The 19,908-nt window shown below is 42.9% G+C and carries 17 protein-coding genes; 11 read left to right on the forward strand and 6 right to left on the reverse strand.

Going from position 1 to position 19,908, the window contains the following annotated elements:
• Positions 1–406 precede the first annotated feature (406 nt).
• The 5 genes from glnA (at position 407) to RHO15_02230 (ending at position 5,909) form a co-directional block, all read left to right on the forward strand.
• Positions 407–1,816, forward strand: coding sequence for a glutamate--ammonia ligase (gene glnA / locus RHO15_02210; protein ID WVD64353.1), 1,410 nt, complete (start codon positions 407–409; stop codon positions 1,814–1,816).
• A gap of 69 nt (positions 1,817–1,885) precedes the next feature.
• A complete protein-coding gene (glnL, locus tag RHO15_02215; GenBank protein WVD64354.1) occupies positions 1,886–2,938 on the forward strand; it encodes a nitrogen regulation protein NR(II) in 1,053 nt (350 codons plus the stop codon).
• Between the two features lie 7 nt (positions 2,939–2,945).
• Complete coding sequence (glnG, locus tag RHO15_02220) at positions 2,946–4,472, forward strand: nitrogen regulation protein NR(I) (protein WVD64355.1); 1,527 nt, start codon at positions 2,946–2,948, stop codon at positions 4,470–4,472.
• Positions 4,473–4,710: 238 nt separating this feature from the next.
• On the forward strand, positions 4,711–5,280 hold the full coding sequence (locus RHO15_02225; protein ID WVD64356.1) for a DNA starvation/stationary phase protection protein: 570 nt from the start codon (positions 4,711–4,713) through the stop codon (positions 5,278–5,280).
• An 80-nt stretch (positions 5,281–5,360) separates the two neighbouring features.
• A complete protein-coding gene (locus tag RHO15_02230) occupies positions 5,361–5,909 on the forward strand; it encodes an NAD(P)H-dependent oxidoreductase (protein WVD64357.1) in 549 nt (182 codons plus the stop codon).
• A gap of 215 nt (positions 5,910–6,124) precedes the next feature.
• Here the strand turns inward: RHO15_02230 and RHO15_02235 are convergent, their stop codons facing one another.
• Positions 6,125–6,910, reverse strand: a complete 786-nt coding sequence (locus tag RHO15_02235) for a TerC family protein (protein ID WVD64358.1) — start codon at positions 6,908–6,910, stop codon at positions 6,125–6,127.
• Between the two features lie 119 nt (positions 6,911–7,029).
• Between RHO15_02235 and mutH the strand changes: the two genes are divergently transcribed.
• Complete coding sequence (gene mutH / locus RHO15_02240; protein ID WVD64359.1) at positions 7,030–7,701, forward strand: DNA mismatch repair endonuclease MutH; 672 nt, start codon at positions 7,030–7,032, stop codon at positions 7,699–7,701.
• Here mutH and argA read toward each other — a convergent pair.
• Positions 7,698–9,032, reverse strand: coding sequence for an amino-acid N-acetyltransferase (gene argA / locus RHO15_02245; GenBank protein WVD64360.1), 1,335 nt, complete (start codon positions 9,030–9,032; stop codon positions 7,698–7,700). The two genes, mutH and argA, sit on opposite strands and share 4 nt — an antisense overlap.
• Before the next feature lie 776 nt (positions 9,033–9,808).
• Between argA and RHO15_02250 the strand changes: the two genes are divergently transcribed.
• Positions 9,809–10,159, forward strand: coding sequence for a hypothetical protein (locus RHO15_02250; GenBank protein ID WVD64361.1), 351 nt, complete (start codon positions 9,809–9,811; stop codon positions 10,157–10,159).
• Positions 10,160–10,644: 485 nt separating this feature from the next.
• Positions 10,645–11,742: an autotransporter outer membrane beta-barrel domain-containing protein gene (locus RHO15_02255; GenBank protein ID WVD64957.1), complete on the forward strand. Its 1,098-nt coding sequence runs from the start codon at positions 10,645–10,647 to the stop codon at positions 11,740–11,742.
• Between the two features lie 335 nt (positions 11,743–12,077).
• Here RHO15_02255 and glmS read toward each other — a convergent pair whose 3' ends face one another.
• Together glmS and glmU are read right to left on the reverse strand one after the other, a co-directional pair.
• On the reverse strand, positions 12,078–13,907 hold the full coding sequence (gene glmS, locus RHO15_02260; protein ID WVD64362.1) for a glutamine--fructose-6-phosphate transaminase (isomerizing): 1,830 nt from the start codon (positions 13,905–13,907) through the stop codon (positions 12,078–12,080).
• A gap of 55 nt (positions 13,908–13,962) precedes the next feature.
• On the reverse strand, positions 13,963–15,327 hold the full coding sequence (gene glmU, locus RHO15_02265) for a bifunctional UDP-N-acetylglucosamine diphosphorylase/glucosamine-1-phosphate N-acetyltransferase GlmU (GenBank protein ID WVD64363.1): 1,365 nt from the start codon (positions 15,325–15,327) through the stop codon (positions 13,963–13,965).
• A 252-nt stretch (positions 15,328–15,579) separates the two neighbouring features.
• On the opposite strand from glmU, the gene hemE reads away from it, so the two are divergent.
• The 3 genes from hemE (at position 15,580) to RHO15_02280 (ending at position 17,694) form a co-directional block, all read left to right on the forward strand.
• Positions 15,580–16,668 (forward strand): uroporphyrinogen decarboxylase, encoded by a 1,089-nt coding sequence (gene hemE / locus RHO15_02270; protein ID WVD64364.1) that lies wholly within the window; start codon positions 15,580–15,582, stop codon positions 16,666–16,668.
• Positions 16,665–17,264: a DUF416 family protein gene (locus RHO15_02275; protein WVD64365.1), complete on the forward strand. Its 600-nt coding sequence runs from the start codon at positions 16,665–16,667 to the stop codon at positions 17,262–17,264. The genes hemE and RHO15_02275 overlap by 4 nt, the downstream gene beginning before the upstream one ends.
• A 157-nt stretch (positions 17,265–17,421) precedes the next feature.
• A complete protein-coding gene (locus RHO15_02280) occupies positions 17,422–17,694 on the forward strand; it encodes an HU family DNA-binding protein (GenBank protein WVD64366.1) in 273 nt (90 codons plus the stop codon).
• A gap of 79 nt (positions 17,695–17,773) precedes the next feature.
• Here the strand turns inward: RHO15_02280 and RHO15_02285 are convergent, their stop codons facing one another.
• Together RHO15_02285 and RHO15_02290 are read right to left on the reverse strand one after the other, a co-directional pair.
• Complete coding sequence (locus RHO15_02285; protein ID WVD64367.1) at positions 17,774–18,190, reverse strand: RnfABCDGE type electron transport complex subunit B; 417 nt, start codon at positions 18,188–18,190, stop codon at positions 17,774–17,776.
• Positions 18,190–19,899: a formate--tetrahydrofolate ligase gene (locus tag RHO15_02290; protein ID WVD64368.1), complete on the reverse strand. Its 1,710-nt coding sequence runs from the start codon at positions 19,897–19,899 to the stop codon at positions 18,190–18,192. The genes RHO15_02285 and RHO15_02290 overlap by 1 nt, the downstream gene beginning before the upstream one ends.
• Between the last annotated feature and the right edge of the window lie 9 nt (positions 19,900–19,908).

The following is a 19,908-nucleotide window of genomic DNA, read 5'->3' on the forward strand; positions in this document are numbered from 1 at the left end:
GGGTAACCATCATATCGTCCTGGATTTCATGTTTGCAAATCTATTGTAATGTCAGATAGTCTTTGATAACAGTATAATCGCAATATTACATCATCACATCGTATGTAAAACCGAGTTGGAATTCGCTATCTTTATATGCATGGCGATAGACGAATAATAGCACAAATTAATAGTAGGCGCTGTTGCACTAAAATGGTGCTTTTGTGTATCATTGGTGCATTGAATCGCCCATCACGGATACGTTTTCATGATAAATATTTATCTGAGAATAAGGCTATCTTAAGCGTTTGATAAATAAGTATGATTTTGATTGTAAAAAGTGGCATCTTTTTTGCAGCATAGAGAATACATAAGAGCAGTATGTTCAATTTTGAATTTCTTTTTAGTCTTATTTTGGAGAAAACCTATGTCCGTACAAAAAGTTTTAGCAATGATAAAAGAGAATGAAGTTAAATTTGTGGATTTACGTTTTACTGATACGAAAGGCAAAGAGCATCATATTACTATTCCTGTCAGTCAGGTTGACGAAGACTTCTTTGAAGATGGTAAAATGTTTGATGGTTCTTCGATTGGTGGCTGGAAAGGAATCAATGAATCTGACATGGTATTGATGCCTGATCTGGCGACAGCGGTGATTGATCCTTTCTACGAAGAGTCAACACTCAATCTTCGCTGTGATGTACTCGAGCCTGCAACATTACAAGGTTATGAGCGTGATCCGCGCTCGATTGCGCAGCGCGCTGAAGAGTATTTACGTTCAACAGGGATTGCAGATACCGTTATTTTTGGACCAGAACCAGAGTTTTTCCTGTTTGACGATGTTCGTTTTGGTACGCCAATGTCAGGTAGTTATGTCCATATCGATGATATTGAAGCGGCCTGGAACTCTGGGACTAAATATGATGGCGGTAATAAAGCTCATCGCCCATGTGTTAAAGGCGGCTATTTCCCAGTTCCGCCAGTGGATTCATCACAAGATATTCGCTCAACCATGTGTTTAATTATGGAGCAGCTGGGCTTGGTTGTCGAAGCGCACCATCATGAAGTGGCGACGGCCGGCCAAAATGAGATTGCTTGTCGTTTTAATACTTTAACCGCCAAAGCCGATGAGGTACAAATTTATAAATATGTAGTACAAAATGTTGCCCATGCTTATGGTAAAACTGCGACCTTTATGCCGAAACCGATGTTTGGTGATAACGGTTCTGGTATGCATTGTCATCAATCACTCGCCAAAGATGGCGTCAATTTATTTGCTGGCGATAAGTATGCCGGTTTATCTGAAATGGCGATATTTTATATCGGCGGCATTATTAAACATGCAAAAGCCATTAATGCATTTACCAATCCTGCGACCAACTCTTATAAACGCTTAGTTCCGGGTTATGAAGCACCAGTCATGTTGGCTTACTCTGCACGAAATCGTTCAGCGTCGATTCGTATTCCAGTGGTGACTAATCCAAAAGCGCGTCGTATTGAAGTGCGTTTCCCAGATCCAGTTTGTAATCCTTATTTAGGATTTGCCGCTCAGCTGATGGCAGGTCTGGATGGGATTATGAATAAGATTCATCCGGGAGATGCAATGGATAAAAATCTTTACGATTTACCGCCGGAAGAGTCTAAATTAATTCCAACTGTGGCCGGTTCATTAGAAGAAGCCATGGCGGCTTTAGATGCGGATCGCGAATTTTTAACCCGCGGTAACGTGTTCACTGACGATATGATCGATGCCTATATGGAATTAAAACGTGAGGATATTGATCGTGTTCGAATGACGCCGCATCCGGTCGAGTTTGAGATGTATTATAGCTGCTAATCTATGTCATGAGATTCGCTGTAGTTTTCAGTGCAGCGAATCTAGCTAATTTAATTAAGGGAGAGATGCATGCCGGTACGTTGTATATCTAATGCTGAAACAATCCTTAATTCCATGTTAACCAATCTTATCCTGCTTGATGAAGATTTACATATCTTATATGCCAATTTAGCGGCGGAGCAGTTACTCTCCTTAAGTCATCGTAAATGTCAGGGCAGTTATTTTCCCGATCTGTTTAGTTACTTATCCTTAGATCTGAGCTTAATGCGTAGTGCGCTAGCGCAAGAACAGGGTTTTACTGATAATGAAGTAAATTTAGTTATCAATGAACAGCTGTTTATTTTATCGCTCACCGCACAACGTTTTGAGCAAAATAGGGTTTTGATTGAAATTACGCCGCTGAATAATCAAAAAAAGATTAGTCAGGAGCAGTTACAGCAAGCGCAGCAGATGGCCGCCCGGGATCTGGTCAGGGGACTGGCGCATGAGATCAAAAATCCGTTGGGGGGATTGCGAGGTGCTGCTCAACTTCTATCGCGCGAGTTACCGCAAAATGAGTTACAAGAGTATACCCAAATTATCATTGAACAAGCTGATCGTTTGCGCAATCTGGTCGATCGATTATTAGGACCTCAAAGGCCTATCAATCAAAAAGTACAGAATATTCATCAAGCCATTGAAGATGTTTATAAGTTGCTCAAACTCGAAAAACAGCGCGATGATATTGACATTATTCGTGATTATGATCCGAGTTTGCCTGAGTTTGAACATGATTCTGAACAGATTCAACAAGTAGTGCTCAATATTTGTCGCAATGCATTACAAGCGCTGGACTATCAGGCTGGCATCATTATACTGAGAACGCGCACTGAGTTTCAGGTCACGTTACACGGAAAACGATATCGATTGTGTGCCAGAATCGATATTGAAGATAATGGCCCCGGTGTGCCTGTTCATCTGCGTGATACGCTATTTTATCCGATGGTCAGTGGCAACCAAGCGGGATCGGGGCTTGGATTATCGATAGCGCGCAATTTAGTTGATCAACATAGTGGTAAGATTGATTTTAGTAGCTGGCCTGGCCATACGATATTTTCAATCTATTTGCCAATTCGACAATGAGGTGTTTATGATTGACCACATTATCGCTGAGACTGCAATCACATCATCGCGGGTAACGCAAGATACTTTGCATCAAGACTATATCTGGATCGTTGATGATGATAGTTCAATACGCTGGGTACTGGAACGTGCTTTGCAGCAGGCTGGATTTACCTGTTTAAGTTTTAGTAGCGGGCTTGAGATGCTCGATGCATTGAGATTTAGTCCGCATAAACCCGCCGTACTGATTTCTGATATTCGCATGCCGGGGATTGATGGATTGACTTTACTCAATCAACTTAAAGAACAACTGCCGGCATTGCCAGTCATCATTATGACGGCGCATTCTGATTTAGATGCGGCAGTCAGTGCGTATCAAAAAGGGGCTTTTGATTATATTCCAAAACCATTTGATGTTGATGATATGGTTAATTTAGTCAAAAAAGCCCTCTTATATAATCAGCAGCAGCAAGCGGAACATATGAGTAAAGCACCGGCGACCTCCAGTATTATCGGTGAAGCACCAGCCATGCAAGAGGTCTTTAGAACCATTGGTCGTTTATCTAAATCATCGATTAGCGTTTTGATTAATGGTGAGTCTGGTTCTGGAAAAGAGCTGGTGGCTCAAGCTCTGCATTTACATAGTCCGCGCGCTAAAATGCCTTTTATCGCCTTGAATATGGCGGCGATCCCGAAAGATTTGATTGAGTCGGAACTATTTGGCCATGAAAAAGGGGCTTTTACAGGTGCCAATCAGATAAGACAAGGGCGTTTTGAACAGGCGAATGGCGGTACACTGTTTTTAGATGAAATTGGCGATATGCCGCTTGATGTACAAACACGTTTGCTGCGAGTGTTGGCTGAAGGGCAATTCTATCGAATTGGCGGTTATTCGCCGATTAAAGTTGATGTGCGTATCATTGCCGCCACCCATCAAGATTTACAGCTTCGGGTTAAAGAGGGGCTGTTTCGTGAAGACCTGTTTCATCGTTTAAATGTGATCCGTATTCTATTACCGCCACTACGTGAAAGAGCCGAAGATATTCCGCTTTTAGCACATCATTTTTTACAAACGACCGCAAAAGAGCTCTCTGTTGAACCGAAAATGTTGAGTCAAGATGCACTGGCGTTATTGATGCGTTTTGCCTGGCCGGGTAATGTCCGCCAGCTAGAAAATATTTGTCGTTATGCGACGGTTATGTCGTCTGGAAAAGAGATTCAAGTCCTTGACCTGCCGCCTGAGCTGCAAACCGCCAGTTCAGTACCTGATGTTAGTGTCGTCACTGATTTGGCCGACATAAGGACAGCAAGTCAACCTGCGCAACCAATTACTAACACCAGCGCCTGGCAAGCCTTATTAAAGCAGTGGGCCGATCAAGCGTTGGCTTCGGGCAATGAGCAGATTCTCCCCGCGGTGGTTTCAGATGTTGAGCGTATTTTATTGCACTGTGCGCTCAATTTTACCCGCGGTCATAAGCAAGAAGCGGCTCATTTACTCGGTTGGGGACGAAATACGCTGACGCGTAAGCTGAAAGAGTTAGATAAACCAGATTAATCACCCAATTTATCACCAGTCAATCAAAGCCGTACTTTAGTACGGCCCTATCTTCTACGTAAGACAGAGCAAGGCATTGTCGATACTTATAGTTTGTAAAAATAATATTAATAGATAAAATTTTTGTTATATTTCTAGACATTGATGTCAAATAGTTACATGATAAATTAATCATAACGTTAGCATTATTTATCAAAATGTTTAAACAATGAACTATAGCGTTTTTAAGGAGACGACAATGGCCAAAGCAACAACAGCGAAAACGACGACGAAAAGCACCACGACGACTAAAGCGAAAACTTTACAAAAGGCTGCCTTAACATTACCAACAGATTTAGGCGCGCAAGCTTCTCAAGATATCTCGGGCGCAATGAATGCGGTCTTAGCAGACGTTTTTGCGTTATTTTTGAAAACGAAAAACTTCCATTGGCATGTCAGTGGACCACATTTTAGAGATTATCATTTACTGTTTGATGAGCAAGCGGGTGAAATTTTCGCCATGGTGGATGAGATCGCTGAACGTGTGCGTAAATTAGGTGGTACCACGATTCGTTCTATTGGTCATATCTCGCGTTTACAACGTCTAAGCGATAATGACGCCGCTTATGTTGAACCATCAGATATGCTTGCCGAACTCTGTCAGGATAATATCTCATTGACCGAAAAATTACGTGCTGCGCACGATGTTTGCGGTGATTACAATGATACCGCTTCAGCGAGTTTAATTGAAGAGTGGATTAACCAATCAGAACGCCGTTCATGGTTCTTGTTCGAAGCTGGCCGTAAATCAGATTCATCTGGACGTTAGTTGCTTCGCTAAATAATATATTATCGAAAAGGTAGCCGCGCGCTACCTTTTTCTTACAATAATAAAAAAGGAGATAAACGATGAGTAAATCTATTGCCGTTATTGTTGGTAGTCTTAGAAAAGATTCATATAATCGTAAGCTGGCCAAAGTTTTGCAGGAAATTGCCCCTGCTTCATTAAGTTTAAAGATTATCGAAATTGGTGATTTACCGCTTTATAATGAAGATATTGATGGTGATAATCCGCCGGCAGCCTATACCCGTTTTCGTCAGGAAATGGCCGCTTGTCAGGGGGCTATTTTTGTGTCACCTGAATACAATCGCTCTGTTCCAGCAGCATTAAAAAATGCTTTAGATGTCGGTTCACGTCCTTATGGTAAAAGTATCTGGTCGAAAAAACCGGCTGTCGTGATTACCGCATCACCAGGTGCGATTGGCGGTTTTGGTGCTAATCATCACATCAGACAGTCATTAGTATTTCTGGATATGATCACGTTACAACAACCAGAAGCCTATTTTGGCGGTGTAGCCAATGCCTTTGATGAAAACGGTAACATTGTGCCGAAAAGCAAAGAGTTCTTACAGTTAATTATTAATGCTTATGCAGATCTGGTGAATAAACTGGCTTAGCGCTTTACGTAATCAGACCAGTTGATAAGTCCGAATAATGAATATTATTCGGATTTTTTTATGCTTAAATGTGTCCAATTGATTACTTGATGATGACGATAAGATAATCGGTGAATTTGCTAGTTTATTTAAGCCTCTCTCTTCAATCCTGTCTGCTTGATGATAGACATAAAAAAGCCATCAAATGGCGTTGATGGCAAGATAAATAATGCATATTAATCTGATGACTGTTTGAGCTTTTTATCCCGTAGCAGATTAAGTATTTCCACGCCCAATGAAAAGAACATCGCGAAATAGATATATCCTTTCGGAACATGGACATGCAGGCTCTCGATAATGAGTATCGCGCCCACTAAGATAAGGAAAGCCAAGGCGAGCATTTTAACGGATGGATAAGCTTCAACAAATTCGCCTATGGGTTTGGCAGCAAACATCATAATCATCACAGCAAAGATCACCGCAGCTATCATGATAAATAGATGATCTGAAAGTCCGACAGCGGTAATGACCGAGTCCAGACTAAAGACGATATCGAGCACCATGATCTGGACAATCGCTTTTGCCAGCGTCATCGATACCGATGAAAACTTTTCATGTTCTGGTTGATGAAACATCTCTTTAACTTCTAAAATACCTTTCCAGACTAAGAACAGACCACCGAACAGTAGCACCAGATCACGTACGGAAATGGCAATAAGTAAGCTTGAAAAATCATTGCTGGCGGCTAAATTAGCCGGTGAGAGCAAACTGATTTTATATTGATAAATATAAAATAGTGGCTCTTTGAGCTTGGCAATCCAAGCCAGTGAAGCTAGTAAACCAATGCGCATGATCATCGCGGCCGCTAAGCCTAATCGACGCGCAAAATTCTGTTGATGTTTGGGTAGTTTTGCAACGACCAGCGATAGAAATATGATATTATCGATCCCGAGAATAATTTCGAGGATAGTTAATGTCGCTAAAGCGAGCCAGGCATTAGGGTCAGAGAGCCATTCGAACATAGTGATTATCGTCATCCATTTGGGTAACAAAAGAGATCATTATACGCACAATTTTAGATTTAAAAATGAGATAATTAAATTATTTATTACCGCAAATTGATTAAATAGAAGATAGTCCCATGATGATGTTACCGCCGACCTCCGAGCTAGAATTACTGAAACGAGCAGCACATATTGCTGGTTATACGATGGGCGAAATTGCCGATTGTTTAAATCTGCCGATCCCGGAGAATTTAAAACGTGATAAGGGCTGGGTTGGTCAGTTACTCGAGACCTATTTAGGCGCTCAAGCCGGCAGCAAGCCTGAACAAGATTTTGCTGATTTGGGCATTGAGTTAAAAACCATTCCGGTGGATAAAACAGGCCAGCCACTTGAAACCACCTTTGTCTGTGTTGCACCCTTAATGGCCAATTATGGTATAACCTGGCAGACCAGCCATGTACGCTATAAGTTACAAAAAGTGTTATGGATTCCCGTCGAAGGTAGCCGAGATATACCGCTGGCCCAGCGTCGTATCGGTTCACCGATTTTATGGACGCCAAATGCTGATGAAGAGCAGGCCTTGCAGGCCGATTGGCAGGAGTTGATGGATATGATTGTGCTCGGTCAGATTAACCAAGTCACGGCTCGCCAAGGTAAATATCTACAGTTACGGCCTAAGGCGGCCAATGGCCGGATACTGACTGAAGCGATAGGCGAAGAAGGCCAGATCATCTATACCCGGCCGCGCGGATTTTATCTTAAAAAAGCGTTTACCGGTAACATCCTTGCGCGTTATCTGCAAGGCTAGTCAGTATCAATGGTCAGGATCAGAATTTTCGAATTACGCTGATAGTTATAGAGCGCTTTCTTCTTTATCGGTAAATCATCGACGCAGGCTGGTTTAAAGCCTCGCTCCTGAAACCAGTGGATACTGTGCGTGGTTAACACAAACAGTTTGTTTAAGCTGAGCTGTTTGGCTCGTTCGATAATTTTTTCTAACAGCACATCACCGCGCGATGATTTACGATAATCTGGATGAATCGCCACACATGCCATTTCGCCCATCTGCTCTTCATAAAAGGGATAGAGCGCGGCACAGCCAATCTTAATATTATCTCGTTCAATAATCATAAACTGATCGATCTCCATCTCTAGCTGTTCACGGGAACGACGGACTAAGATTCCTTGCTCCTCCATCGGCCGAATCAGATCTAAAATGCCGCCAATATCATGGATATTAGCCAATCTAATTTGTTCTGAATGTGCCATTGCCACTTGCGTGCCAATACCATCAAGGGAAAATAGCTCTTGTAATAGTGAGCCATCAATCTGGTAGCTGACCAGATGGCTGCGCCGAACACCGTTTTTACAGGCTTTTGCGGCAGCGGTTAAGAATCGGGCTTCACTGGAGAGTGGTAGACCCAGCGCCGCTTTTCTTTGGACATACGCGTCGGCATCGACTGGATAGAGATCGCTGATCACCTGCCCATGTTCATCGAGTACGCCTTGCTCAGCACAAAAGCTGATCAGTTTTTCTGCGCGCAGTTTTATGGCTACTTCTGCGGCAATCTCCTCCGAAGTGAGATTAAAATTCTCGCCGGTCACCGATACGCCAATCGGGCCGATTAACACAATGGTGCGATTTTGTAGCTGTTTATGGATGGCCTCACTATTAATCCGGCGTATTTTACCGGTATGCTGATAATCCACTCCGTCATCAACCCCAAGTGGCTGAGCAATCACAAAATTGCCACTCACGACATTCAGATGTGCGCCTTGTAACGGCGTATTGTTCAGACTCATGGAGAGCTTGGCGGTTATATCGAGCTGTAATAAACCGGCGACTTGTTTGGTGATATCCAGTGTGCGCTGATCAGTAATACGGGTATATTTATGAAAAATTGGCTGAATCTGCTGATAGCGCAGCGCGCTATCAATTTGGTTTCTGGCGCCATACACAATTACCATATTAATGCCTAAGCTATGCAGCAGACCAATGTCATTAATAATATTTGCATAATTATTACTTTTTATCGCCGCACCAGTGAAGAGTATAACAAAGGTTTTTTCTCGGTGAGAATTGATATAAGGTGATGAATGTCTTAAGCTTTCTATCAGTTGAATTGATCTTGCTTTCATAGCTCCCTCGAAGAATAATCATTCTGTATTTATGTATTTTTATTCATTTATTATCGCTGTGCAAGTGATTTTTTTAAGTAGTCGTGTTGTTGTACTGACTACTGATAGCGCTATTATTCAGCAATAGTGGCTATTGATAATTAAGCGTAATCATTCAGCGCATAGCAAGACTAATGCGCAGATTGTGTCTCTATTAAGCTAGGCTGCTGAGTTGATAGGTAACCAGATAGGGCAATTTATCGATTTGCAAAGATCATCTAAAACTTATCATGATTTACACCGATAGTGCTTGCGGTGTTTATAGCAGATCAATAAGTCAGCCGTGACGATAAACAGCAGAATAGGGAAAGGGGGCTGGCTTACGCGTACTAAGCCTTAGCACTTTTAGTTATCTTTTGACTCATCTACCCATCGCAGTGCTTTTGTTTGTAAACTGATGCACTGCGATGATGGTCTGAAACTATCAACTCTCCATTATCATAACGGTGCTAAACATCAATGATTTCGCTATTTTATCATCATCTGGTTTATACCTGAAAGATCTTTGAACCATGAAAAAGCGATAGTGGCAAAGTATATCAAGCAAAAAAATTAATAATTGCGCATTTAAACTAGTTCATTTTATCCTTAACCCCCTTAAATTGATTGAATAATTAATCTAGCATCTGATCATATAGCTTCATAATTATAAAATAAAATATTATTTATTTGTGCTATTTTGTTATGCTTTAATCCACTATAAAACTAAGCTTATTCATAATAACAATGGGGAAAACATGAAAAAAATAATAAAACCGACTCGGATCACGACTGCGTTACATGTAGCAATCGTGCTGATGGCAACCACCTCGGCTGCCACAGTTTATGCTGTGGATAATAGCGTCAGTATCATTGGGCAAACATCTGGTTCAATCAGTGTCAATAATCGCAAGCCGATCATTACTGAAAATTCAGGTATTAATCTTGCCGGTAATCGCGTTGTTAATATTAATGTGATGAATCGTTTGGCCATAACCAGTGACAAAGCCGGCATTAATTTATCCGCTAACAAGGTTGATGGTGATATCACGAATATTAACAATGGCGCAATTACCAGCGGCACTGATGGTATTTCGATTGATTACTAGAATTCCGCAGGCAATATCAATGTGATTAATAGTGGTAACATTGATGCGATTGGTGCAGGTATTTCTATACAAACGATGTACAGTGATACCGCTGATATCTATATTCAAAATAACGCGGATATCAGCAGCTCGTCCCGTCTAATTGATGTGTGGGCTAAAGATGGTACTAATGTGACAATGGATTCCAGTGGTGCGGAATATCATTGTTCTGGCAACTGCTATGGTGGCATCAGTGTTATCACAGCCTCTAATGCATCTCCTAGCCTCCTGCCAACACTCTACGAAATCAACTCAACTGATCACTTTTTTTATGAACGGAGCTGGATTTGTTACAAGCGCTATAGGAATGAGTGGCTATCATCTTAACAATACCAGCAATATTAATCTTGATGGTACCAATATTTTTTTAGGTGACGGTTATTTTTCTGGAATTAGCAATACTATATTTAGTCAGCAGGGCGGAGCAAAAAATATCTCGTTAGTGAATTCCAACATTTGAGAATGACGAGCAAAATGGTTACTACTTAACCAACGACGCTAATGCAAATGCAACCGCTAAAAACAGCCGTATGCTGCCAGTGAGCGCGATGGCGCCGATGGCTTTTGATTTAGCTGATGATAGGGCAGGCGCAGCGCCAGCACTTGATACAGATGATCAAAGCGTGAAGATGATTAATCCCGATATTGGGGCGGTTCTAGGGGCACAGCAGCTGGCTAGTCAAATTTTTAAAAATAATCCAGTCGATGATTTCCAACAGACTGGCGGTGAGTGTCAGGCCGTTTGGGGTAAAATCAATGCCAACTACCAGCACTATGATATCTTTGGTGGCCGGTTACATAACCGCACCTCTGCACAGTCAATGACTATCGGCACGGACTTATACCGCTCAGTTGATTTAGGCGCGATTGCCGGTGGCTTTGCCAGCCTTGGTCAGGATCAGGTACGCTCAAAATCGGCCTTTACCGATAGCCGTGCTGAGTTAGATGTGAAAGGGGTGTCATTTGGCGGTTATTTATTGTTAAATTCACAAGCAGTCGAAGGAGCTTATCTGAACAGCTGGATTACTTATGCTCATCTAAACAACCAGCTCAAAAATGCCTTAATGGGCTCAGTGAAATACAATGCGAATCAATATATGGCGATGGCTGAAACCGGTTATAAACTACTACTGGCTAATACTGACCAAAACAGTGCCTGGTACTTAAAACCCAATGGCTCAGTCAGCTACGGTTACTATAAAGCCAATGATATGATTGATCATACTGGCACAGCGTATACGAGCAATAAGATGGCTGGTTTTAAGAGCTGCTTAGGTGTGCGTCTGTTTCACCAAAATCTGGATGGACAAGGCTTAATGCCATTTATGGAAGTCAATGGTATCTACAATGGTGAGAAAAACAAACTCAATGTCAACTTAGATAGTGCTGACCAGACCATCGGTCAAAAACGTGTGGAAGTGAAACTGGGTGTTACTGGTAATCACAGCAAAAACTTAAGTGCTTATGGTTTTGTCTCTGGCCAGAAAGGTAGCCATGACAATAAACAACTGGATATGGAAGTGGGGATCTCTTACGCGTTCTAAGCATCATTCAATATAAGATAACCATTAAAATAAACAGCGCTTTAGTTTAACACTAAAGCGCTGCTATTGTGGTTTATCAACCGCAACATAATCACCAACAATCTTACCTGCCGATGTTATTGACGCTCTTACCTCACTGTGATCAGCGTGCAGTCACCATTTCACAGACGATATCATGACTGAAGGTGATTTTATTATCTGCTCAGTCATCAATAGCGACGATGTATGCTATTACAAAACACGCAATGATTTATCTATCATGAACAGTAAACAAACATTATCTCAGCTTAGCACGCTCAATCAAAGCGTTGCTAAGCCAGATAAACCTCAAGCGGCTACTCGACCGTTACTGATTTGGCTAAGTTACGCGGCTGATCCACATCAGTGCCTTTGATTAAAGCCACGTGATAGGAGAGCAGCTGCGTTGGCACGGTATAGTAAATCGGCGCGGTAATCTCTTCGACATGGGGTAGGGCAATAATTTTCATGGTGCTGTCACTTTCGAAACCGGCATCTTGTTCAGCGAATACGTACAGTAGTCCACCACGCGCTCTCACTTCTTCAATATTTGATTTCAGTTTTTCTAATAACTCATTGGTTGGCGCCATCACAATCACCGGCATATCCGCATCAATCAAGGCTAAAGGACCATGTTTAAGTTCACCTGCCGCATAAGCTTCAGCGTGAATATAAGAGATCTCTTTCAGTTTGAGTGCCGCTTCCATCGCTATCGGGTATTGATCGCCACGGCCAAGGAATAGGGCATGGTGCTTATCGGAAAACTGCTCCGCTAACGCCTCGATCATGTTGTCAAAAGTCAGCACCTGTTCAATGCGGCTTGGTAGAGCTTGTAATGCATGGGTAATCGCCTGTTCAGTCGCTTCAGACATCTTATTTAAACGACCTAATTTCGCGACCAGCATCAATAATACGGTTAACTGAGTGGTGAAGGCTTTGGTTGAGGCGACGCCAATCTCTACACCGGCTTTGGTTAACAGGACTAAATCGGCTTCACGTACTAAGGTTGAGGCGGCAACATTACAAATCGCCAGTGAACCGATATAGCCAATCTCCTTGGATAATCGTAGCGCAGCCAGGGTATCAGCCGTCTCACCGGATTGTGATAACGTGATAAATAGACTATTTTTACGATGAGCTGGTTTGCGATAACGAAACTCTGAGGCGATTTCAACATCACAAGGAATGCCTGCTAAGGCTTCAAACCAATAACGGGCAACCATACCGGCATTGTAAGCGGTACCACAGGCGACAATTTGGATATGCTCAACCTGTTTTAGCATCTCTTGTGCGGCATTATCGAGCTCGTTGAACACCACTTTACCGTGTTGCAGGCGACCTTCCAGCGTATTTTTGATCGCATTGGGTTGCTCAAAGATCTCTTTTTGCATGTAGTGACGATAAGTGCCTTTATCACCGGCATCGTATTGTGCATTGGATTCAATCACCGGGCGCTCGACTAAACGACCGGTTTTATCCCAAATCTCTATCGTGGTTTTGGTGATTTGAGCAATATCACCCTCTTCCAGAAACATGAAGCGACGCGTGACCGGTAACAGGGCCAGCTGATCGGAGGCAACAAAATTTTCACCAATCCCTAAGCCGATGACCAGTGGACTGCCTGAACGGGCGACAACCAACGTATTTGGGTCACGTCTATCCATAAATACCGTGCCGTAAGCACCACGTAAATGTGGAATGATGGCTCTCACTGCATCGATTAAACGGGTACTTTGTGTCATCTGCTTATGGAGTAAATGCGCGACCACTTCGGTATCAGTTTCCGAACTAAATTGGTAACCTTGCGCGATGAGTTTTTCTTTCAGGCCTGCATAATTCTCAATAATACCATTATGGACAACGGCAATATAATCAGAAACATGCGGATGGGCATTACGTTCAGCGGGCTCGCCATGCGTCGCCCAGCGGGTATGCGCGATACCGGTTGATCCTTTAACTGGATTTTGGTTGACGGCATCTCGCAGTGCCTGCACTTTACCCACGCAGCGCACGCGTTGTAATTCACCTGAAGATGAGATAACAGCCAGTCCAGCAGAGTCATAGCCTCGATACTCCAGACGTTTTAATCCTTCTAATAAAATTTCGGCAATATCTCGCTGTGCCACTGCACCTACTATTCCACACATATCTCTATCCCTAAATCTAAATGAACTGGTTACGCTACAATCATGCTGTAGACATCTATTTTTGTTTGGTTGGACGCTGCCAACCCTGAATATGCTGTTGTTTAATGCGGCTAATGACTAACTCATTTTCACCGATATCTTCTGTCACGGTGGTGCCGGCGCCGATAGTTGCACCTTTAGCCACGGTTACCGGCGCAATTAATTGGGTATCAGAGCCGATAAACACATTATCACCAATGATGGTTTTAAATTTGTTGGCACCATCATAATTACAGGTGATCGTTCCGGCACCTATATTGACCTGCGCACCGATTTCGCTATCGCCAAGATAGCTCAGATGGCCGGCTTTTGAGTTCTGGCCGAGTTGGGTATTCTTCAGTTCAACAAAGTTGCCGACATGGGCTTTTTCAGCTAGTTGTGTGCCGGGTCTTAAACGGGCAAAGGGCCCAACGGTACACGCATTAGCTAGCACTGAATCTTCAATGACTGAATAAGGACTAATCTGACAATCATCACCAATTTGGCAGTTTTTCAGCACGCAGCCACTACCAATATACACCCGATCGCCCAGTTCAACATGACCTTCAATAATGACGTTGGTATCGATGACTACATCTTTACCATGGATTAATGTGCCTCGTAAATCAAAGCGGTCTGGGTCGTAAAGGGTTACGCCGGCTAAGAGTAACTGCTGCGCTTGCTCGGTTTGATAAATTCGTTCTAGTTCAGCCAGCTGCAAACGATCATTCACACCTTGCGCTTCAAAGGCATTTTGCGGATGTGTCGCTTGAATTTGGTAACCGTCATGATAGGCTAATTTAATCACATCGGTGAGATAATACTCCTGCTGTGCATTGTGATTATTCAAACGTCCCAGCCAGTTTTTTAAGGCTTTGCCTGGTGCCAGCATAATACCAGTATTCACTTCATGAATTTGTTTTTGCGCTTCGCTGGCATCTTTTTGCTCAACAATACCGACAATATTGCCCTGTTCACGCACAATACGGCCATAGCCAGTGGGATCGGTTAATTCAACAGTGAGGAGTGAGAGTCCTTTGCTTGGCTTATGCGCAATTAGATCGTTTAACGTGGCAGCGCTAATGAGTGGCGTATCGGCATAAAGAATTAAAACATTATCGTCATCTTGCAGGTAGGGCATCGCCTGCTGAACCGCATGTCCTGTGCCTAACTGCTTCTCCTGCAGGATCAATTCAACGCCTTGTCCAGCCAGTGCCTGTTCTAACTGGTCTTTACCATGACCATAAATCACATACAGGTTATCTGGATTCAATGGTTTAACGCTGTCAATCACATGTTGTACTAACGATTTACCGCCGAGGTGATGGAGCACCTTAGGTCGGTTTGAGTACATACGAGTCCCTTTACCCGCAGCAAGAATAACAACACTTAATTTAGCCATAGCGAAACCTGAATTGAGATGAGATAAAAAACTTCCGTTACTATAATAAAAGATGGCTGATGAAACAATGCGAAAACGGATTTAAATTATGAATTTTTTATATGAAAAAAGTGCCTACGACCAAAGTCGTGATCATTTGCCTGGTAAGACCCGAGACTAACCGGTAAATACTGATTGAGAATACCTTATATCCTCACTATAATTAACCCTAATTTGATTTGCAAAGACTATTATAAATAGGAATATAAAACTATGTCAGTATTAAAAAACGATCGTTATTTGCGGGCACTCCGCTGCCAGCCTGTTGATCGTACGCCGGTATGGATGATGAGACAAGCGGGGCGTTACTTGCCAGAATACCGTGCACTAAGAGCCGAAGCGGGCAGTTTTATGAATCTGTGTAAAAATCCACAGCTCGCTTGTGAGGTTACGCTGCAGCCACTACGCCGTTTTGATCTTGATGCCGCGATTATTTTTTCTGATATTTTGACTATCCCCGATGCGATGGGACTCGGTCTCTACTTTGAAACGGGTGAAGGCCCTCGTTTTGAGAAAAGTTTGCTTTCTGCCGCTGATATTCAGGTTTTACCGATTCCCGATCCCGAGGTTGAACTGCGCTACGTGATGGATGCTATCCGCACCACACGTCATGAATTACAAGGTAAAGTGCCGTTAATTGGCTTTTCCGGTAGTCCCTGGACACTGGCAACTTATATGATTGAAGGTGGCAGTAGTAAGACGTTCTCAAAAATTAAAAAAATGATGTACAGTGAACCTGAATTATTACACGCCCTATTAGCTAAATTGACGCAGAGTGTAATTTTATACTTAAACGCGCAAATTAGGGCGGGCGCACAGTCAGTGATGATCTTTGATTCGTGGGGCGGGGCGCTTAGCCATGAAAGCTATCGCCTGTTTTCATTGAATTACATGCAGCAAATTGTCGAGGGAATCAACCGAGGTGATAGCAGCTCAGCCAATTCTGCCGATTATGTACCAGTCACGCTGTTTACAAAAGGCGGTGGTTTGTGGCTGGACAAATTGATTCAAACCGGAGCAGATGCGTTGGGTGTCGACTGGACGGTCAATTTAGGCCAAGCCCGTGCCTTGGTTCAGCAATCCGGTAAAAACGTAGCACTACAAGGGAATTTAGATCCGGCGGTGCTCTATGCGCCGCAACCTTTTATTGAAACACAAGTCGAATCTGTGCTGAGTGAGTTTGGTGCAGGAACTGGCCATGTCTTTAATTTAGGCCATGGCATTATGCAAGATGCGCCGATTGCGCATGTTGACTATTTAATTAAAGCAGTACATGAAAAGTCTGCAAGGTATCATCGATGATCAAAAATCCCATCCAGTTAAGGCTGGAAAAATTGTCTCAATGGCAACTCAAAACCTTTATGGCTTGTCTGTGTGAGCGTATGTATCCCAATTACGCCTTTTTTTGTGAACAAACCCAATTTGTTTCGCCGAATCGTTTTCGGGTCATTCTCGATTTAGTCTGGGAGTCATTATTAGTTAAAAAAGCTAAAATTAATTTTGAGTCACAACTGGACAAGTTTGAGTTGGTGATTCCAGAAATTGAGCAGTTTGATTGTTATAGTGTATTTCCCGCTGTAGACGCCTGTGAGGCACTTGGCGAACTCTTGCACGCTTATTTAAGTGATAATGTGGTGGAATATGCGGTTAAGATGAGCAATATTTCTCTTAACACGGTCGCAACCTATGAAATGACACAATTAGGTCAGGCATTATCGGAAGATGAACTAAAAACATTACCAGCTATTTTAGATGAGCTCGATATTCAGTGGGAAATATATCGTTTGTTAAAGAATGAAGATGAACTAAATATTGAGCTTATAAAAGGGTTAAAGGAAGACTTAAGAGAAGAGGCAGTCAGTAATATTGGTGTTTTTTTGAGCAAACAAGTTGGTTAATTAGCATTATTTCATAAATTTTTTAAATTTTACTTTAATCTTGCTGGAATATGTTCTACATTTATAGGCCTCTAAGCGGTTTCTAGGATAGTTGAGTAAGTAATATCGCTTAGCTTTCTAGTTTTTAACTTTTAATACTTACTGTAAGGATATATAGATGAATAAGACTGAACTTGTAGATGCAATTGCTAGTAAAGCAGACATTACTAAAGTAGCAGCGAAAACTGCATTAGAAGCTACACTTGCTGCGATCGCTGAATCACTACAAAAAGGTGAACCAGTGCAATTAGTTGGTTTTGGTACTTTCAAAGTTAACAATCGTAAAGCACGTACTGGCCGTAACCCTAAAACCGGTAAAGAGATCAAAATTGCAGCAACTAAAGTGCCTGCATTCGTTTCTGGTAAAGGCTTAAAAGATACTGTTAAGTAATATAAAAAATGTACTTAAGCTAAAACCCTGTCATATCAGGGTTTTTTTATACCTATTGTTCGGCGATAAAAATCTGTCGCTACTTATTCTGCATTAACTGCTTTTTGGCTTTTGCTCTGGCAATCGCATCGGCAACACGCTGTTTGCGCTGCTCAGCCGAGGGTGGTGGCGTGATATTGAGTGTTGGTTGAGGCGTATATAAGCTGATAACCGGACTGGCTAACGGCTGATTGCGGCGTGTTTGCCTGAGCGTCTTTTGTTCAATTAAGCGATGCTCCTCTTCACTGGATATCGGTGTGCCGGGGGTTGCCAGACTGATACAGTTGGTTGGACACACCTCAACACAGCGGCTACAACTAGTACAGAGCTGGGGCATAATGGTATGTAACATTTTCTTTGTGCCCACAATAGCATCAGTTGGGCAAACCCGCAGGCATTTGCTGCAGCCAATACAGTGGTACTCATCGACTAACGCTTTCAATGCTAATTCTGTCATTAACTTAATCCAACGATATTGCCATCTACATCAATATCGATATTGCGATAGGCCGGTAGTGTGCCTAAGCCTGGCATCGTCATCACATTACCCGCATAAACCCGGATAAATCCAGCGCCGGCCGAAACTTGTAATGACGTCACGTCAATATCGAAATTAGTCGGGACATTTTTGAGGTTCGGATCTGCGCTAATTGACATCGGTGTTTTTACCATGCAAAGCGGCAGATGGTCTAGTTTGAGCGCTGCAATTTCTTTGATATTTGTCAGCGCTCGCTCAGAGAGTTTCGCTTGATTCGCACCATATTTTTTGGCCATGATCTGAATTTTATCCAGTAACGGTGTCTCATTGCGATAAGGTAAACTAACCTGACTGGCTTGTTGGCAAGCATTCACGATGTGCCTGGAGAGCTGCGCTGTGCCTTGACCACCATGCGCAAAGGCTTCACTCACTTCACAAGCAAAGGCGCCTTGGGCTAACGCGTACTGTTGCACAAAATTTAACTCTTCTTGATGGTCGTAAGGGAAGCGGTTTATCGCCACAATCACCGGTAATCCATAACTGCGGGCGTTTTGAATATGCCAGCCTAAATTAGCACAACCAATCGATAGCAGGTCGAGATTAGACTCGGTCACGGCAGCGGGGAGTGCCTGACCGGGTTTGATATTAAATTCACCACTATTAGATTTTAAACTGCGGACTGTAGCCACTAACACAATGCAAGAGGGGGCGACTCCGGTTTGGCGGTATTTAATATTAAAGAATTTTTCCATTCCCATATCGGAACCGAAGCCTGCTTCTGTGACGACATAATCAGCCAGCTGCAAAGCCACGATGTCGGCAAGCACAGAGGAGTTACCGTGGGCAATATTGGCAAACGGACCGGCATGAATTAAGACCGGTGTGTGCTCTGCCGTTTGCATCAAATTGGGATGAATAGCATCTTTTAATAGTGCGGTCATGGCGCCAGCCACTTCTAAATGTTCGGCAGTAATGGGCTGACCTTGCGTGTTATAAGCGAGAATAATTTGACCGATTCGTTGGCGCATATCATGTAGATCGGTTGAGAGGGCTAATATCGCCATTAACTCAGAAGCGGCGGATATTTCAAAACTATCTTGACGTTCGACACCATTGAGTTCACCGCCAATACCGACGGTGATACTTCTTAGCGCTCTGTCATTATGATCAATGACTCGTTTCCAGACTATCCGCTGCTGATCGATATTGAGTCGGGCTAATTGCGTTTGTGCGGTAAATTCGTCACCTAAGCGCGCTTCATGGTAGAGGCGTGCATCGAGCGCAGCTGAAGCTAAATCATGGGCAGCGGTAATAGCATGGATATCACCCGTAAGATGCATATTGAGTTTTTCCATCGGCAGTACTTCTGCTTTCCCGCCGCCTGCAGCCCCCCCTTTTACACCAAACACTGGTCCCAAACTGGGCTGACGAATACAGGCAATCGCTTTTTTACCAATATAATTGAGCCCCTGGCTTAATCCGATGGTGGTTACGGTTTTACCTTCACCCAGCGGTGTGGGCGTGATTGCTGAGACTAAGACTAATTGGCCTTTGGATACACCTTGCTTGGTGACGGCAATATCAATTTTTGCTACATATGGGCCATAATTAATGACATATTTATCGTCAATTCCCCATTGCTTTGTTATTTCATTAATAGGTCGTAATTGGCGCTGCTCAACTGACATGATGGATAT

This window comes from Orbaceae bacterium lpD01 (genome assembly GCA_036251705.1).
Taxonomy (GTDB): Bacteria; Pseudomonadota; Gammaproteobacteria; order Enterobacterales; family Orbaceae; genus Utexia; species Utexia brackfieldae.

Bases quoted from the DNA above. Each gene is read 5' to 3' on its own strand.
- glnA (WVD64353.1), top strand. From the start codon at position 407: ATGTCCGTACAAAAAGTTTTAGCAATGATAAAAGAGAATGAAGTTAAA.
- glnL (WVD64354.1), top strand. From the start codon at position 1,886: ATGCCGGTACGTTGTATATCTAATGCTGAAACAATCCTTAATTCCATG.
- glnG (WVD64355.1), top strand. From the start codon at position 2,946: ATGATTGACCACATTATCGCTGAGACTGCAATCACATCATCGCGGGTA.
- RHO15_02225 (WVD64356.1), top strand. From the start codon at position 4,711: ATGGCCAAAGCAACAACAGCGAAAACGACGACGAAAAGCACCACGACG.
- RHO15_02230 (WVD64357.1), top strand. From the start codon at position 5,361: ATGAGTAAATCTATTGCCGTTATTGTTGGTAGTCTTAGAAAAGATTCA.
- RHO15_02235 (WVD64358.1), bottom strand. From the start codon at position 6,910: ATGTTCGAATGGCTCTCTGACCCTAATGCCTGGCTCGCTTTAGCGACA.
- mutH (WVD64359.1), top strand. From the start codon at position 7,030: ATGATGATGTTACCGCCGACCTCCGAGCTAGAATTACTGAAACGAGCA.
- argA (WVD64360.1), bottom strand. From the start codon at position 9,032: ATGAAAGCAAGATCAATTCAACTGATAGAAAGCTTAAGACATTCATCA.
- RHO15_02250 (WVD64361.1), top strand. From the start codon at position 9,809: ATGAAAAAAATAATAAAACCGACTCGGATCACGACTGCGTTACATGTA.
- glmS (WVD64362.1), bottom strand. From the start codon at position 13,907: ATGTGTGGAATAGTAGGTGCAGTGGCACAGCGAGATATTGCCGAAATT.
- glmU (WVD64363.1), bottom strand. From the start codon at position 15,327: ATGGCTAAATTAAGTGTTGTTATTCTTGCTGCGGGTAAAGGGACTCGT.
- hemE (WVD64364.1), top strand. From the start codon at position 15,580: ATGTCAGTATTAAAAAACGATCGTTATTTGCGGGCACTCCGCTGCCAG.
- RHO15_02275 (WVD64365.1), top strand. From the start codon at position 16,665: ATGATCAAAAATCCCATCCAGTTAAGGCTGGAAAAATTGTCTCAATGG.
- RHO15_02280 (WVD64366.1), top strand. From the start codon at position 17,422: ATGAATAAGACTGAACTTGTAGATGCAATTGCTAGTAAAGCAGACATT.
- RHO15_02285 (WVD64367.1), bottom strand. From the start codon at position 18,190: ATGACAGAATTAGCATTGAAAGCGTTAGTCGATGAGTACCACTGTATT.
- RHO15_02290 (WVD64368.1), bottom strand. From the start codon at position 19,899: ATGTCAGTTGAGCAGCGCCAATTACGACCTATTAATGAAATAACAAAG.